General features: G+C 72.2%; 11 protein-coding genes. 7 read left to right on the top strand and 4 right to left on the bottom strand.

The annotated features are described in order from the left end of the window. The first annotated feature begins 43 nt into the window (after positions 1-43). A complete protein-coding gene (locus ACIGZJ_RS16865) occupies positions 44-556 on the top strand; it encodes an SRPBCC domain-containing protein (RefSeq protein WP_396457896.1) in 513 nt (170 codons plus the stop codon). An 18-nt stretch (positions 557-574) separates the two neighbouring features. Here the strand turns inward: ACIGZJ_RS16865 and ACIGZJ_RS16860 are convergent, their stop codons facing one another. Beyond that, entirely contained in the window at positions 575-1,552 is a 978-nt protein-coding gene (locus tag ACIGZJ_RS16860) for a hypothetical protein (protein WP_396457895.1), read from the bottom strand. A gap of 255 nt (positions 1,553-1,807) precedes the next feature. Between ACIGZJ_RS16860 and metH the strand changes: the two genes are divergently transcribed. The 3 genes from metH (at position 1,808) to ACIGZJ_RS16845 (ending at position 8,137) form a co-directional block, all read left to right on the top strand. Beyond that, on the top strand, positions 1,808-5,314 hold the full coding sequence (gene metH, locus ACIGZJ_RS16855; RefSeq protein ID WP_396457894.1) for a methionine synthase: 3,507 nt from the start codon (positions 1,808-1,810) through the stop codon (positions 5,312-5,314). A gap of 146 nt (positions 5,315-5,460) precedes the next feature. Beyond that, on the top strand, positions 5,461-6,165 hold the full coding sequence (locus tag ACIGZJ_RS16850) for an HAD family hydrolase (RefSeq protein WP_396457893.1): 705 nt from the start codon (positions 5,461-5,463) through the stop codon (positions 6,163-6,165). 358 nt (positions 6,166-6,523) lie between these two features. After that, the gene (locus ACIGZJ_RS16845) at positions 6,524-8,137 is read left to right on the top strand and encodes an ABC transporter substrate-binding protein (RefSeq protein ID WP_396457892.1); all 1,614 of its coding nucleotides are present in this window, start codon (positions 6,524-6,526) and stop codon (positions 8,135-8,137) included. A gap of 139 nt (positions 8,138-8,276) precedes the next feature. Here ACIGZJ_RS16845 and ACIGZJ_RS16840 read toward each other — a convergent pair whose 3' ends face one another. Next, on the bottom strand, positions 8,277-8,948 hold the full coding sequence (locus tag ACIGZJ_RS16840; protein ID WP_392933609.1) for a response regulator: 672 nt from the start codon (positions 8,946-8,948) through the stop codon (positions 8,277-8,279). Next, positions 8,949-9,857 (bottom strand): RecB family exonuclease, encoded by a 909-nt coding sequence (locus tag ACIGZJ_RS16835; RefSeq protein WP_392933612.1) that lies wholly within the window; start codon positions 9,855-9,857, stop codon positions 8,949-8,951. 174 nt (positions 9,858-10,031) lie between these two features. On the opposite strand from ACIGZJ_RS16835, the gene ACIGZJ_RS16830 reads away from it, so the two are divergent. The 3 genes from ACIGZJ_RS16830 to ACIGZJ_RS16820 all read left to right on the top strand — a co-directional run bounded on the left by ACIGZJ_RS16830 (position 10,032) and on the right by ACIGZJ_RS16820 (position 13,066). After that, positions 10,032-11,258 carry a site-2 protease family protein gene (locus ACIGZJ_RS16830; protein WP_396457891.1) on the top strand — a complete coding sequence of 409 codons (1,227 nt, stop codon included), beginning with the start codon at positions 10,032-10,034 and terminating at the stop codon, positions 11,256-11,258. A gap of 100 nt (positions 11,259-11,358) precedes the next feature. After that, a complete protein-coding gene (locus ACIGZJ_RS16825) occupies positions 11,359-12,318 on the top strand; it encodes a tRNA (adenine-N1)-methyltransferase (protein ID WP_392933617.1) in 960 nt (319 codons plus the stop codon). A 163-nt stretch (positions 12,319-12,481) separates the two neighbouring features. After that, the gene (locus tag ACIGZJ_RS16820; protein ID WP_396457890.1) at positions 12,482-13,066 is read left to right on the top strand and encodes a hypothetical protein; all 585 of its coding nucleotides are present in this window, start codon (positions 12,482-12,484) and stop codon (positions 13,064-13,066) included. Positions 13,067-13,222: 156 nt separating this feature from the next. On the opposite strand, the gene ACIGZJ_RS16815 is transcribed toward ACIGZJ_RS16820, so the two are convergent. Then, on the bottom strand, positions 13,223-13,525 hold the full coding sequence (locus tag ACIGZJ_RS16815; RefSeq protein WP_392933621.1) for a ferredoxin: 303 nt from the start codon (positions 13,523-13,525) through the stop codon (positions 13,223-13,225). Positions 13,526-13,669 lie beyond the last annotated feature (144 nt).

Raw genomic sequence — 13,669 nt, 5'->3', positions numbered from 1 at the left:
TGATAGGAGACGGGGCCGGACGGCGGGTGTGAGGAGCCGGCGGATGAGCAGATGGCTGTGGATCGGCGCGGGTGCGGTGGTGGCGTTCGGCGCCGGGGCGGCGCTGGCCGCGGTGGCGGCGGGCCGCCGGCTGCCGGTGGAGCACGTCACCGAGGGCGGGCTCGAGCTGGCGCAGCCGCCGGGCGCGGTCTGGGAGGTGCTGACCGACATCGACCTGTACCCGGCGTGGCGACCGGGCCTGTCCCAGGTGGAGCGGCTGCCCTCGGCCGGCGGGCGGATCCGCTGGCGCGAGTACGACCGGCACGGGCACACCACGTACGAGGTGGTGGAGAGCGAGGCGCCGCACCGGCTGGTGACCGGCATCGCGGACCAGGACCTGCCCTACGGCGGCACCTGGACGTACACCCTCACCCCGGCCGGCCAGGGCTGCACCCTGACGGTCACCGAGCGCGGCGAGGTCTACCGCCCGGTGTACCGCGCGGTCTCGCACTACGTGCTGGGCGAGGACAGCTCCGTCCACCGCTACCTGGGCGCCCTGGCCCACCGGCTGGCCTAGGGCCCCGGCGGGCCGGGCTCAGCGCACCCAGCCGCTGCGGTAGTCGGCCCAGTTCTCCTCGGTCGCGGCGAAGTCCACGTACAGCCCGACGCCGAAGTTCCGCCGCTGGAGGTCCTGGCGGCCCAGGCCGAGCCGGATGCCCCGGATGGCGGCGTCCACCGTCTCGGCCGCGCCCCAGTGCCCCCACTTGTCCTCCCAGTAGAACGGCAGGCCCATCAGCAGGTCCACGTCCTTCGGGGTGGCCTCCAGCGCCAGCTCGGTCTGCAGGGCGTTGTACCCGCCGTACAGCGAGGCCGTCGGCATGCTGGAGTCGTACGTCATCACCGCGATCTGGTCGACGCGGCGGGCGGTCTCGGCGAAGTAGGCCTGGTCCCACCACTTGCCGTGGTCGGTGAGCAGGATGCCCGCCGAGTGCAGCCCGGGCAGCGGGTCGATCTGCGGCGCGGCCACCGAGAGCGGCGCGCCCCGCGCGGACGTCACCCGGCGCACCTGGTCGAGGAGGGCCAGCCAGCCGGCCGAGCCCGGGCGGATCGGCTCCATGTCGAAGTGCACGCCGTCGAAGCCGAGGTCCAGGACGGACCGCGCGGAGGCGGTGACCCGGTCCCGGGTGGCCGCGTCCTCCAGGTCCAGGGCGTCCTTCTCCGGCTTCACCTCGTCGCCGAGCCAGCTCTGCACCCGGATGCCGGGCAGCGCCCGGTGCACGGCGTCGGTGAACCAGCGGGCCCGCGGGTGGACGGCCTCCGGCAGCGAGCCGTCGTGTTCCAGCGGGCCGGTGTGCACGTACAGGTCGTGGATGCCGGTGCCGGCGAGCCGCGCGGCGAGGGCGGTGATGTCGGCGTCACCCTTTCGGCCGTCCACCCAGGCGTGGCCGAGCCACACCGCGTCCCGGCCCCTGGTCCGGGCCTCGGGAGAGGGATCGCCCGCGTACTGCAGGCGCAGCGCCAGGGCCGCCGTGCCCGGCGGTACGACCAGGACGGCCGACAGCACCGCGGCCACGACCAGCGCCCGGCGCCACCGCGACCACCCCCGCCACCGCAGCCGAAGCGCCCTGAACGGCGCCCCCAGAGCCCGTGGAATCCGACGGGCGTGTGTCCGGAACCTGGCCATCGTGTTGCTCCCCCTTTGCGGCCGAGCGCTCAGGATACGAAATGCTCCAACGGCTCACGCCGTCGGCCGGATACCCTGGCCACGTGCGTCCCCGAGTCAGCGGGGTCGCAAAGCCGACAGCCGTCGCACCCAGGGAGAAGCCCCATGGCCACTGCAGCCGACCCGTCCACCATCCAGCAGATCCGCGCGAACGCGTTGCGCGAGGCACTCGCCACCCGCGTGGTCGTGGCAGACGGGGCGATGGGCACCATGCTCCAAGCCCAGGATCCGAGCCTGGAGGACTTCCAGAACCTGGAGGGCTGCAACGAGGTCCTGAACGTGACCCGGCCCGACATCGTCCGTTCCGTCCACGAGGCCTACTTCGGTGTGGGCGTGGACTGCGTGGAGACCAACACGTTCGGCGCCAACTTCTCCGCCCTCGGCGAGTACGACATCGCCGAGCGGATCTTCGAGCTGTCCGAGGCCGGCGCCCGGATCGCCCGCGAGGTCGCCGACGCGCACGCCGCCGACGGCCGGACCCGCTGGGTGCTCGGCTCGATCGGCCCCGGCACCAAGCTGCCCACCCTCGGCCACGCGCCGTACGAGGTGCTGCGCGACGGCTTCCAGCTGAACGCGGCCGGTCTGATCGCGGGCGGCGCGGACGCGCTGCTGGTGGAGACCAGCCAGGACCTGCTGCAGACCAAGGCGGCCATCCTCGGCTCGAAGCGCGCGCTCGCCGAGGCCGGCCTCGACCTGCCGGTGCTGGTGCAGGTGACGGTGGAGACCACCGGCACCATGCTGCTGGGCTCGGAGATCGGCGCCGCGCTGACCGCCCTGGAGCCGCTGGGCATCGACTACATCGGCCTGAACTGCGCCACCGGCCCGGCCGAGATGAGCGAGCACCTGCGCTACCTGGCCAAGAACGCGAAGATCGGCCTGTCCTGCATGCCGAACGCCGGTCTGCCGGTGCTGGGCAAGGACGGCGCGCACTACCCGCTGTCCCCGGAGGAGCTGGCCGAGGCGCACGACACCTTCACCCGCGAGTACGGCCTCTCGCTGGTCGGCGGCTGCTGCGGCACCACTCCCGAGCACCTGCGCCAGGTGGTCGAGCGCGTCCAGGGCCGTCCGGTCGTGGTCCGCACCCCGCAGCCGGACCCGTCGGCGGCCTCGCTCTACCAGGCGGTGCCGTTCCGTCAGGACACCTCGTACCTGGCGATCGGCGAGCGCACCAACGCCAACGGCTCGAAGAAGTTCCGCGACTCGATGCTGGCGGGGGACTGGCAGGCCTGCGTGGAGATCGCCCGCGACCAGATCCGGGACGGCTCCCACCTGCTGGACCTCTGCGTCGACTACGTCGGCCGCGACGGCGTCGCCGACATGAAGGAGATCGCCGGCCGCCTGGCCACCGCCTCCACCCTGCCGATCGTGCTGGACTCCACCGAGCCGGACGTGCTGCGCGCGGGCCTGGAGTCGCTCGGCGGCCGCGCGCTGCTGAACTCGGTGAACTACGAGGACGGCGACGGCCCGGACACCCGCTTCGGGCGGATCGCCTCGCTGGCCCGCGAGCACGGCGCCGGCCTGATCGCCCTGACCATCGACGAGGACGGCCAGGCCCGCACCGCCGACAAGAAGGTGGAGATCGCCGAGCGGCTGATCGCGCAGCTCACCACCGAGTACGGCATCGACGAGGGCTCGATCCTGGTCGACTGCCTGGCCTTCACCCTGGGCACCGGGCAGGAGGAGTCCCGTCGCGACGGCATCGAGACCATCGAGGCGATCCGCGAGCTCAAGCGCCGCCACCCGGACGTGCAGACCACCCTGGGCCTGTCCAACATCTCCTTCGGCCTCAGCCCGGCCGCCCGTATGGTCATCAACTCGGTCTTCCTGAACGAGTGCGTGGAGGCCGGCCTGGACTCGGCGATCGTGCACGCCTCCAAGATCCTGCCGATGGCCCGGATCCCCGAGGACCAGCGCGACGTCGCGCTCGACCTGGTCTACGACCGCCGGGCCGAGGGCTACGACCCGCTGCAGAAGCTGCTCCAGCTGTTCGAGGGCGTCTCCTCGACCTCGATGCGGGCCTCCAAGGCGGAGGAGCTGGCGGCGCTGCCGCTGGAGGAGCGCCTGCAGCGCCGGATCATCGACGGCGAGCGCAACGGCCTGGAGGCCGACCTGGACGAGGCGCTGACCGGGCGCCCCGCGCTGGAGATCGTCAACAGCACGCTGCTGGCCGGCATGAAGGTGGTCGGCGAGCTGTTCGGCTCCGGCCAGATGCAGCTGCCGTTCGTGCTGCAGTCCGCCGAGGTGATGAAGACCGCGGTGGCCCACCTGGAGCCGCACATGGAGAAGTCCGACGACGAGGGCAAGGGCACCATCGTGCTGGCCACCGTCAAGGGCGACGTCCACGACATCGGCAAGAACCTGGTCGACATCATCCTGTCCAACAACGGCTACACCGTGGTCAACCTGGGCATCAAGCAGCCGGTCTCGGCGATCCTGGACGCCGCGCAGGAGCACCGCGCGGACGTGATCGGGATGTCCGGCCTGCTGGTGAAGTCCACCGTGATCATGAAGGAGAACCTGGAGGAGCTGAACCAGCGCAAGCTGGCGGCCGACTACCCGGTGATCCTCGGCGGCGCGGCCCTCACCCGGGCGTACGTCGAGCAGGACCTGCACGAGATCTACGAGGGCGAGGTCCGCTACGCCCGGGACGCCTTCGAGGGCCTGCGGCTGATGGACGCCCTGATCGCGGTCAAGCGCGGGGTGCCCGGCGCCAGTCTGCCGGAGCTCAAGCAGCGCCGGCACGCCCGGGTGGAGGTCGAGGAGCCGGAGGAGGTCAACCTCGGCCAGATCCGCTCCGACGTCTCGGTGGACAACACGGTGCCGGCCCCGCCGTTCTGGGGCGACCGGATCGTCAAGGGCGTGCCGTTCGCGGACTACGCCTCCTGGCTGGACGAGGACGCGCTCTTCAAGGGCCAGTGGGGCCTCAAGGCGGCGCGCACCGGTGACGGGCCCTCGTACGAGGAGCTGGTGGAGACGGAGGGCCGGCCGCGGCTGCGGATGTGGCTGGACCGGCTGCAGACCGAGGGCTGGCTGGAGGCGGCCGTGGTCTACGGCTACTACCCGGCGAACTCCAAGGGCGACGACCTGGTCGTCTACAACGAGGACGGCTCCGAGCGCACCCGGTTCACCTTCCCGCGCCAGCGGCGCGGGCGCCGGCTCTGCCTGGCGGACTTCTTCCGCCCGGAGGAGACGGGCGTCAAGGACGTGGTGGGCCTGCAGGTGGTCACCATGGGCAACCGGATCTCCGAGGCGGCCAACGAGCTGTTCGCCAACAACTCCTACCGCGACTACCTGGAGCTGCACGGCCTCTCGGTGCAGCTGGCCGAGGCGCTGGCCGAGTTCTGGCACGCCCGGGTCCGCTTCGAGCTGGGCTTCTCCGGCGAGGACCCGCAGGACGTCAAGGACATGTTCGCGCTGAAGTACCGGGGTGCCCGGTTCTCGCTCGGCTACGGGGCCTGCCCGGAGCTGGAGGACCGCGCGAAGATCGCCGAACTGCTGCGGCCGGAGCGGATCGGCGTGGTGCTCTCCGAGGAGTTCCAGCTGCACCCCGAGCAGTCCACCGACGCGATCGTGATCCACCACCCGGAGGCCAAGTACTTCAACGCGCGGTAGCCCCCGCGTCGCGTACCGTTCGCCCTTTTCGGGCGGTCGGGGCGTATCCTGGATCATCCTGAACGGGCCGGTCCGCTCACCAGCGGGCCGGCCTGTGCCATCCCCAGGGCCCTGCGGCCCGGGGCACGGACGGAAGGACGCCCTCCATGACCACCATCTCCACCGCCACGCGCACCCTCGACCAGGGCGACGGTCGGGGCCTCCAGGCGGTGCTGCTGGACATGGACGGGACGCTGGTGGACACCGAGGACTTCTGGTGGCAGGCCGAGGCCTCGCTCTTCGCCGAGCTGGGCTACGCGCTGGACGAGAACGACCGGGTCCACCTGGTCGGCGGCCCGATGAGCCGGGTGATCGACTACCTGATCGGCGCCACCGGGGTGGACCTCGCGCCGGCCGATCTGACGGTGCTGATCAACCAGCGCTTCGTGGACCTGCTGGCGGGCGGCGTGCCGCTCATGCCGGGCGCCGAGCGGCTGCTCAACACCCTTGCCGCGCACGGGATCCCGGCCGCCCTGGTGTCGGCCTCGCACCGGCACGTGATCGACATCGTGCTGGACTCGCTGGGCTCCCGGCACTTCGCGTTCTCGGTCGCGGGGGACGAGGTGCCGCGGACCAAGCCGCACCCGGACCCGTACCTGGAGGCGGTGCGCCGGCTCGGCGCCGAGCCGGCCCGCTGCGTGGTGGTGGAGGACGCGCCGACCGGGGTGCGCTCGGCCGAGGCGGCCGGCTGCCCGGTGATCGCGGTGCCCTCGGTGGCGGCGATCGAGCCGGCCCCGGGGCGGCTGGTGCTGTCCTCGCTGGAGCAGGTCGATCTTGAACTGCTGCGCTCTCTGGTCGCCTCGCGCGTGTGATTATCGTCTCATTGCGGTGGTGTCCTACTCGCCGGTAAGCGGTCGGAGCCAGTCGCATTCCGGGGTCGTCCCGGGAGAAAACGGGCATTGCCTGACAACTGGTCGGATCGCCGTCGCGGATCCGTCCCCTCGTGTCCCAACTGTCACCTGTACGCGTAGCGGTACCGCGTGTTCGATATGGCACGCTACTCCAGTTCGTTCCCCACCCCCGAGCCCTGTCGCCGCCGCTGACGGTCAACCCCCGTCCTGTCCGCGGTCGCACGGCCCGGCCCGCGCGCGCCCTCCGCAAACCCCGGAGGCGGACCCCACCGCGGGCCGACCGGCCCCCGGCCGGACCGCACCCAGAAGGACGCGACGCGTGAAGAACTCAGCTGAACGACTGGCAGTGCTCGGCTGTGCCGGCCTGGTCGCCGTCTCCGTGGCCGGCTGCGGCTCGGTCACGGACGCAGTCAAGGGGGACGGCGACAAGGCGATCACCATGGGCACCACCTCGCTCACCAGCGTGCTGGACCCGGCCGGCGCCTACGACGCCGGCTCCTGGCTGCTGCTGCGCAACACCTTCCAGTCGCTGCTGACCTTCCCCGCGGCCTCCAGCTCGCCGAGCCCGGACGCCGCGCAGTCCTGCGAGTTCACCGGCGGCGACGCCATGACCTACCACTGCACGCTGCGCGCCGGCCTGAAGTTCTCCAACGGCCACCCGCTGACCGCCGCCGACGTGGTGTACTCCATCGAGCGCAGCAAGAAGATCAAGGACGAGAACGGCCCCTCCGGCCTGCTCGACTCGATCAAGACCGTCGAGGCCAAGGGCGACACCGAGGTGGTCTTCCACCTCTCGCAGCCCGACGCGGTGCTCCCCGCCAAGCTGGCCGGCCCGGCCGGTGCCATCGTCGACCACCAGGTCTTCCCCGCCGACAAGCTGCTGGCCAACGACCAGCTGGTCGGCTCCGGCCCGTACAAGATCGACTCGGTCGACACCATCACGGCCGGCAGCGGTGCCAAGATCCCGGGCAAGGTCGTCCTGACGCCCAACGACAAGTACACCGGCGACGCCAAGCTGCGGAACAAGAAGTTCACGCTCCGCTACTTCGACAAGGCCGTCGAGCTGAAGGCCGCGCTCGACAAGGGCGACGTCGACCTCACCGACAACAGCCTGGAGCCCAACACCGCCGCCCAGATCCGCTCCGAGCAGCAGGGCGGCAAGACCGACCTGCAGGTCGTCGAGGGCGACAGCAACGACACCCGCTCCCTGGTCTTCAACACCAAGGACGCGACCGGCGGCAACGTCGCCGTCCGGCAGGCCGCGGCCCAGCTGATCGACCGCAAGGCGCTCGCCCGCGACGTCTTCGCGCGCACCGTCCAGCCGCTGTACTCGATGGTCCCGGCCGGCGTCATCGGCCACAACACCGCCTTCTTCGACAAGTACGGCGACCAGGACGTCAACAAGGCCAAGGCGATCCTGACCGCCGCCAAGGTCCCGCTGCCGGTCAAGCTGAACCTCACCTGGTCCCGCTCGCGCGCCGAGGGCGCCGAGTCCGACGCCCTGAAGAAGCAGCTGGAGGCCGGCGGCCTGTTCCAGGTGGCGGTCCAGCAGGAGGCCGACTGGGACACCTTCAAGAAGGGCTGGATCGACGGCAAGTACCAGGCGTACATCATCGGCTGGTTCGCCGACTACCCCGACGCCGACAACTACGTGGCGCCGCTGATCGTCGAGGGCGGCTCGTACCACCACGGCTGGGACGACCCCCGGATCAGCCAGAAGCTCGTGCCGGAAAGCCTCAAGCAGGCCGACCGCGGCGCCGCCGCCGCGACCTTCAACCAGATCCAGACCATCGTCGCCGAGAACGCGCCGCTGATCCCGCTCTTCCAGAACAAGGCCTTCTTCGTCTCCCGCTCCAACATCACCGGCGTGGAGTCGACCGTCGACACCACCGGCGTCTTCCGCTTCTGGGAGATCAGCCGGGTCGGCAAGTAGGCGAACAGCCCGGTGCACCGAGCGGTTCGGTGCGCCGGGCCACCCTCAGCACGGTGGCCCGTCCGATCCCCCCAGGGTGCAAGGGGAACGGACGGGCCACCGTCACATCCGGACCGGGCCGGGCCGGCGCCGCACGGGCTCAGAGCGCGCCGGGACGCACCAGCCCGCTCTCGTACGCGTACACCGCCGCCTGCACCCGGTCGCGCAGCTGGAGCTTGGTCAGCACATGGCCGACGTGCGTCTTCACCGTCGTCTCGCTGACGAACAGCTCCGCCGCGATCTCCGCGTTCGACAGCCCGCGCGCCACCAGCTTCAACACCTCCAACTCGCGCTCCGTCAGCGAGTTCAGCGCCTGCGGCGGCGCCTCCTCGCCCGAGGGCAGCTTGGTGGCGTACATGTCCAGCAGCCGCCGGGTGATGCTCGGCGCCAGCATCGCCGCGCCGTCCGCCACCACCCGGATCGCCTGCACCAGCTCCTCGGCCGGCACGTCCTTCAGCAGGAAGCCGCTGGCGCCCGCGCGCAGCGCCTCCACCACGTACTCGTCCAGGTCGAAGGTGGTCAGCACCAGCACCTTGGCCGGACCGTCCCGCCCCGGACCGGCGATCCGGCGGGTCGCCTCCACGCCGTCCATCCTGGGCATCCGGATGTCCATCAGCACCACATCGGGCTGCAGCGCCCGGACCTGGTCCAGCGCCTGCTGACCGTCGCCGGCCTCGCCGACCACCACCAGGTCGGACTCGGCCTCCAGGATCATCCGGAAACCGGTGCGCAGCAGCGGCTGGTCGTCGACCAGCAGCACTCGGATCGTCACCTAGGACTCCTTGCTCATCGGATCCCCCGTGGGATCGTCTTCGTCAGACGTTCGGGCCAGCGGCAACGGGTACGGCGGCGGAGTGCCGCCGAACTCCGGGCAGCTGGCCTGGTGGTCGCACCAGTCGCAGAGCCGGTTGCGGGTGGCGGGGAAGTCCCCGGTGGCCACCGCGAGCGAGATCCGCTCCCACAGCGCCTGGAGCTTGCGCTCCACCGCCAGCAGATCCGCCTCGTCCGGGTCGTAGCTGACCACGTCCCCTCCGCCGCCCAGGTAGACCAGCTGCAGCCGCTTCGGGATCACGCCCTTCCAGCGCCACACCACCAGGGCGTAGAACTTCATCTGGAACATCGCCTTGCCCTCGAAGTCCCGCGAGGGCGCCCGGCCGGTCTTGTAGTCCACCAGCCGGACCTCACCGGTCGGCGCGACGTCCACCCGGTCGATGTACCCGCGCAGCAGCAGCCCCGACTCCAGGGCCGTCTCCACGTACAGCTCCCGCTCCACCGGGTGCAGCCGCGTCGGGTCCTCCAACCGGAACCACCGCTCGACCAGCTTCTCGGCGTCCGCCAGCCAGCGCGTCAGCGCCCCGCCGTCCGGATCGTCCGGGAACAGCGAGACCAGCTCCGGGCGCTCGCCCAGCAGCCGCTCCCACTGCGGGCGCAGCAGGCCCAGCGCCCGGTCCGGCGTGCGATCCGCCGCCGGGCTGTCGAACAGCCGCTCCAGCACCGCGTGCACCAGGGTGCCGCGGGTCGCCGCCTGGCTCGGCGGCTCCGGCAGCCGGTCGATCACCCGCAACCGGTACAGCAGCGGGCAGGTCAGGAAATCCCCCGCACGCGACGGGGACAGGCCGCTCGGAGGCGACGCCGGGCGCGCCGGAGCCGCGGCGGCACTGCTGTGGTCGGTCTGCTGCATACCCCGACCCTATTGCCCTGCGCTGTCATCCCGCTGCCACGGTGCTGCCACAACGCCCGCACAGTGGGTATGAAGCCACCGAGAGGGGCGCGCGGAGCGTTGCGGCCCAGATCACGTAGCGTGGGCGCACCGACGCGCGGTGCACGACGGGGGACTCGACCTGAAGGGATCACGGTGAGCGACAGCAGGGGTCGGCAGACCTCCGACCAGCCACCGCACGACGACCACGGCGCCCGCCCCGGGCCCCCGCCGCCGCCCGAGGAGCCCGAGCGGCGCGGCGGCATCCTGATGGGCCGCCCCTTCGGCGTGCCGATCTACGTCACCCCCTCCTGGTTCGTCATCGCCGCCCTGATCACCTGGGTCTTCGGCGGCCAGCTCGACCGCGTGCTGCCCGAGCTCGGCGGCACCCGCTACCTGGTGGCCTTCTCCTTCGCCGTCGCCTTCTACGGCTCCGTCCTCGTCCACGAACTCGCCCACACCCTGGTCGCCCTGCGCTACCGGCTCGGGGTGCGCCGGATCCAGCTGCAGTTCTTCGGCGGCGTCTCCGAGATCGAGAACGAGGCCGAGACCCCGTGGCGCGAGTTCTGGCTGGCCTTCGTCGGCCCGCTGCTCTCCCTGGCCCTCGGCGGCGCCTTCTACCTCGCCGTCCAGGCCGTCGAGCTCTCCACCGTGCCCGGGGTCCTGCTCACCGGCCTGATGGTCTCCAACCTCGTCGTCGCCGCCTTCAACCTGCTGCCAGGCCTGCCGCTGGACGGCGGCCGGATGCTGCGCGCCGTCGTCTGGGCCGCCACCGGCAGACCGATGAGCGGCACCGTCGCCGCCGCCTGGGTCGGCCGCGCCCTGGCCGTCGCCGTCCTGATCGGCCTGCCGCTGCTCAGCGCCGCCCGCGGCGTCGAGCGCAGCACCACCGACACCCTGGTCGACGCCGTCCTCGCCGCCGTCCTCGCCGCGATCATCTGGAACGGCGCCGGCGGCAGCCTGCGCAACGCCCGCCTCAAGGAGGCCCTGCCCGGCCTGCGGCTGCGCGAGCTCGCCCGCCGGGCCGTCGAGGTCACCGCCGACACCCCCCTCGGCGAGGCGCTGCGCCGCGCCCGCGAAGGCGGCGCCGGCGCCCTGGTGGTGGTCGACGGCCGCGGCGAACCGGTCGGCCTGGTCCGCGAGTCCGCCGTCCGCGCCGTACCCGAGCACCGCCGCCCCTGGGTCGCCGTCGGCGCGCTCGCCCGCGACCTCGAACCCGGCCTGCGGCTGTCCGCCGAGCTCACCGGCGAGGACCTGCTGCGCGCCGTCCGCGCCACCCCGGCCGGCGAGTACCTGGTCGTCGAGGAGGACGGCCGGGTCTACGGCGTCGCCGCGCTCACCGACATCGAGCAGCGCCTCACCGCGGCCGTCACCGGGCACTGACCCCGCGGCCCGCGCCCCCGGCCCGCCGTCGGCACGGCCGCGACCGGGCCGGTGATCATTGTGGTCGGGCGGAGCGCCTGCTTCCCTTAGGATTGTCCGCATGTCCGAACCGACCGGTGCCACCCGCCGACGCGGGCCCTTCCAGGTCGGGGACCAGGTCCAGCTGACCGACCCGAAGGGCCGCCACTACACGTTCACGCTCCAGGCCGGGAACCAGTTCCACACCCACAAGGGTGCGTTCCCGCACGACGAGCTGATCGGCGCCCCCGAGGGCACGGTCGTGCGTACCACGGGGAACGTCCCGTACCTCGCGCTGCGCCCCCTGCTCCCCGACTACGTCCTGTCCATGCCGCGCGGCGCCGCCGTGATCTACCCGAAGGACGCCGGGCAGATCCTCGCCATGGCCGACATCTTCGCCGGCGCCCGCGTGGTCGAGGCCGGCGTCGGCTCCGGCGCGCTCTCCACCTACCTGCTGCGCGCCGTCGGCGACACCGGCATGCTCGCCTCCTACGAGCGCCGCCAGGACTTCGCCGACATCGCCAAGAGCAACGTCGAGCGCTACTTCGGCGGGCCGCACCCGGCCTGGAAGCTCACCGTCGGCGACCTCCAGGACAACCTGGTCGAGGGCGACGTCGACCGCGTCATCCTCGACATGCTGGCCCCCTGGGAGTGCCTGGACGTCGCCTCCAAGGCGCTCGTCCCCGGCGGCCTCATCTGCTGCTACGTGGCCACCACCACGCAGATGTCCAAGACCGTCGAGGCACTGCGCGAGCACGGCACCTACACCGAGCCGCAGGCCTGGGAGACCATGGTCCGCACCTGGCACCTGGAGGGCCTGGCCGTCCGCCCGGACCACCGGATGATCGGCCACACCGGCTTCCTGCTCACCGCCCGCCGGCTCGCCGACGGCGTCGAGCCGCCGCTGCGCCGCCGCCGCCCCGCCAAGGGCGCGTACGGCGAGGACTACGACAACGCGACGGCCGAGCCCAGCCTCCAGGAGCGCGCCGCGGCCCGGGCCGCAGCCCGCACCTCCGGGGACGAGCAGACCGACCTCGGCTGACCGTACGCCCGACAGGGGTGGCACGACGGGCTTGTGCCCACCGTGCCACCCCTTCGTGCTACCTGCGCACCCCGGCGCATTTCGCCGTCGCCGAGGTGTGGGACGATGCTCGCTCACACAGCCCACAGGAGGGGAACGCCTGGTGGAGAGCGCGGTCGGGACGATGGCTGAGCAGCAGACACCGCAGGGCCGCAACGGCCCCGCACACGCCCGTTCCGCCCCCTGGCACTGGGCCCTCGCGACCGCCGGCTGCGCCGCCGTGGTGGCCACCGCGCTCGCCGCGAACCCGGCCACCGGCACCCCCGGCCCGATCCGCCCCACCGCGAAGGCGATACCGGCGGCCACCGCGCCCGACCCGGCGAAGGCGGAACTCCCGCTGGACTGCGGGCCGTTCCCGGTGAAGATATCGGTCAGCTTCGCCGCCGACCTCGGCGACGGACGGCCCGGCACCGTCGCCGCCGCGCACTGCGCGGCCGAGAACGGCACCCCGCCCGACGCCGTCTACCTGCTCGGCCCCGGCCCCGGCGGCCGCCCCGCGGTACTGGCCACGCTGCTCTCCGAGCGCGAGAACCTCACCGTCAGCCGGCTCGGGCTGCGCAGCGACGGCGTCATCACCGGCCACGGTCAGGGGTATTCCAGCGACGACGTGCCGCGCTTCAGCCCGGACATCTCACTGGACCTCACCTGGACGCGCAAGGGCGGCGGCTGGGACCGGTCCCAGACCGCCGCCCCGCTCGCGCAGTCCTGACTGTTACTCGCCCGCTCGCCTCCGGGGCGCTCGGACCCGGCGCCGACGCTCCTCGCTCCGGCGCTCGTACCTCGCTCGTCGCTCGTCGCTTTCGGCACCGGCGCGCCCCTTCGGCTCGGGGCGGGAGTGGTGCCCGCCCGCGAGCCTGGGGCGGGGTCAGTCCGCGTCCGGGCCGTAGACCTCGACGAGGTCGGTGGTCCGGCGCACGTGGATGCAGTCGCCGGGGCACTCCTTCGCGGAGTCCACCACGTCCTGAAGCAGCGTCAGCGGCACCGGGGCGCTCTGGCCGGGCTCCTGGCGCAACTCGTCGTCCGGGCCCTTCACATACGCCAGGCCGTCGATGTCGAGCTCGAAGACCTCCGGCGCGTACTGCACGCAGATGCCGTCACCGGTGCACAGATCCTGGTCGATCCACACCTCCAGCGGCTCGCTCGCCGTCGCCTCACCGCTCACCGACATGGTCCCCTGCCGTTTCTGTCCCGGGTCGCCCCTGATTGAGGGCATTCCCGCCATTCGTACAACGATCGGACCGAAGGCCTCGGTCGCGATCGGATATCGACTCGCTCGACGATACATCTGGTCGGCTTTGGGCGGTGCGCGCTG

The organism is Kitasatospora sp. NPDC052868 (assembly GCF_044547105.1).
GTDB lineage: Bacteria > Actinomycetota > Actinomycetes > Streptomycetales > Streptomycetaceae > Kitasatospora.
This window is presented reverse-complemented; position numbering and strand designations above follow the sequence as displayed.